The sequence below is a fragment of the Laspinema sp. D2d genome, assembly GCF_025370755.1.
In the GTDB taxonomy this organism is placed as follows: Bacteria; Cyanobacteriota; Cyanobacteriia; order Cyanobacteriales; family Laspinemataceae; genus Laspinema.
In genome coordinates, this window is sequence record NZ_JAMXFC010000083.1 from 1 (window position 1) to 1,804 (window position 1,804).

The window sequence follows — 1,804 nt, forward strand, 5'->3', positions numbered from 1 at the left end:
AGAAGCCCCCAAGCCAAAAGAAAATAAAGGTCAGCTATTAATGGATGCAACAGTAGCACCTGCCGACATCAAATACCGTACGGATGTGGATCTGTTAAATCAAGCGAGAGAAACTACTGAAATTATCATAGACCTCTTATATAAATCCTTGAAGGATAACCTAGACAAAAAACCAAGAACTTACAGAAAGAAGGCCAGAAAAGATTATTTAAAATTCGCTAAAAAGAGAAAACCATGTGAACTGATTCCGGGTAAAATCCCGTCAATTCTTTGTACGCCTCTACTTGACTAATAAAATCTCCACTTTCATTATAACTTTCCTTTTCTTATTTTTCGAGCAATACATATCCTTCTACACAACTAACTGATAACTTGGCTCCGAATTCCGTAGGAATTCCTGATTTACCTCGGACGATTGGACGGACATGAGGTTGTGTTAAACTGACAATCCGATGGTCGATTCTTTTTTGATTATTTGACCAAATCAAATCCTGTTGACGATAAATTTTGCTTAAGACTAATAAATTCCTGTATCGCCTTGTTCTTAACAGTTTTAGGCTGGCCCCCTGAGCGATCAACTTGTCAATATGCGCCAAATTTCGTTTGATATATTGCAGTTATTTTTTAACGGCTTCTCTCCTTTGTTTTCCCGAGGGCTTCCTATTTTTAGAAAATTTTAAATAATCTTTTCTGGCCTTTTTTCTGTAAGTTCTCGGTTTTTTGTCTAGGTTATCCTTAAGGGATTTATATAAGAGGTCTATGATGCTTTCGCTAGTTTTTCTTGCTTGATTTAACAGGTCCACATCCGTGGGGTATTTGATATCGGCAGGGGCAACCGTTGCATCCATTAATAGCCGACCTCTATTTCCTTTTGGCTTGGGGGCTTCTTCTAACTTTTTTGTGTTGGGGTCCTCCGGATTGAATCCTAGACTTTGTTGGACAATTCGGCGATTAATTTTTTGAAGCAGAGCCGGACTAATTCTTTGCCGAAAATGAACCATTATTGACGGGTCAAAGGGCGCTTCATTCTGATAACTATTTCGTCCAATAAAGTACTGCAAATAAGGATTTTCTTGGATTTGTTCAACTGTTTCTCAGTCGCTGACACCCAATTTTTCTTTGATGATTAAAGCGGCCAGTGCCATCCTAAAAGATTTGGCTGGTGCCCCCATTTCTTCAGAAAAATTTTGGGCATATTCTGACTCAAATTCGGACCACGGAATTAGCTTTGACAGAACAATCCACCGATTTTCTTCATCCAGCTGGCCCTCAAAGGGAAGTTCAAAGGCTTCTTCTGGCCCCAGGGGATTTTGTGATTTTCGATACATTTTCCCTTCACCGATGCACAACAATTTCCAATTTTACCTCTTTTTTCTGTCTTTTGTGTTCTGTTCAAACTTCTTAAAGCCTTTATCCATAAGGGTTTGGCGGTTTTTCAGCAAGCCCTATCTAAGACTTCGGAAACCTTCATTAATCTTACGTTTTTAGTGATCAACCTAGTGAAACTGCTCAGGCAGTTTTACTGTCTTTTTTTGTGCCAATTTTTCCAAAATATTATAATTTTATGCCGAAGCATTAATTTTAGCTATGAATTAAAGAATCCAAGTAAAGCCCTATTTATTGGTACAGTCAGAGGGGCCTCTTGTTCATTTGCCACCCCCTGCTTTTGATAACTTTTTCAGCAAACCCTACATACCTGAGAGGGTGACAAGATAGCTAAACCAGTGGCTGTATAAGGGATAGAGCATTTAGACCTTGACGAAAATTCCGAAGCTCTATGAGGTTTTAGGGCCATCAATGCTAA

2 protein-coding genes and 3 pseudogenes are annotated in these 1,804 nt (G+C 38.9%); 2 read left to right on the top strand and 3 right to left on the bottom strand.

What is annotated here, in order from left to right:
- Window positions 1–232, top strand: a pseudogene (locus NG796_RS26280) (IS5/IS1182 family transposase); the annotation flags it as partial.
- Window positions 233–617: 385 nt separating this feature from the next.
- Here the strand turns inward: NG796_RS26280 and NG796_RS26650 are convergent.
- From NG796_RS26650 to NG796_RS26660, 3 genes and pseudogenes are all read right to left on the bottom strand, one after another.
- Window positions 618–848, bottom strand: a complete 231-nt coding sequence (locus NG796_RS26650) for a hypothetical protein (RefSeq protein WP_411268830.1) — start codon at window positions 846–848, stop codon at window positions 618–620.
- Between the two features lie 111 nt (window positions 849–959).
- A pseudogene (locus tag NG796_RS26655) lies at window positions 960–1,082 on the bottom strand (transposase); the annotation flags it as partial.
- 12 nt (window positions 1,083–1,094) lie between these two features.
- Complete coding sequence (locus NG796_RS26660; protein WP_411268831.1) at window positions 1,095–1,328, bottom strand: hypothetical protein; 234 nt, start codon at window positions 1,326–1,328, stop codon at window positions 1,095–1,097.
- Window positions 1,329–1,445: 117 nt separating this feature from the next.
- On the opposite strand from NG796_RS26660, the pseudogene NG796_RS26665 reads away from it, so the two are divergent.
- Window positions 1,446–1,670 (top strand): annotated as a pseudogene (locus tag NG796_RS26665) (IS5/IS1182 family transposase); the annotation flags it as partial.
- Window positions 1,671–1,804: the final 134 nt, after the last annotated feature.

What these genes read in the sequence shown, in the direction of transcription:
- NG796_RS26650 (WP_411268830.1), bottom strand. Translation starts at nt 848, where the DNA reads ATGGATGCAACGGTTGCCCCTGCCGATATCAAATACCCCACGGATGTG.
- NG796_RS26660 (WP_411268831.1), bottom strand. Translation starts at nt 1,328, where the DNA reads ATGTATCGAAAATCACAAAATCCCCTGGGGCCAGAAGAAGCCTTTGAA.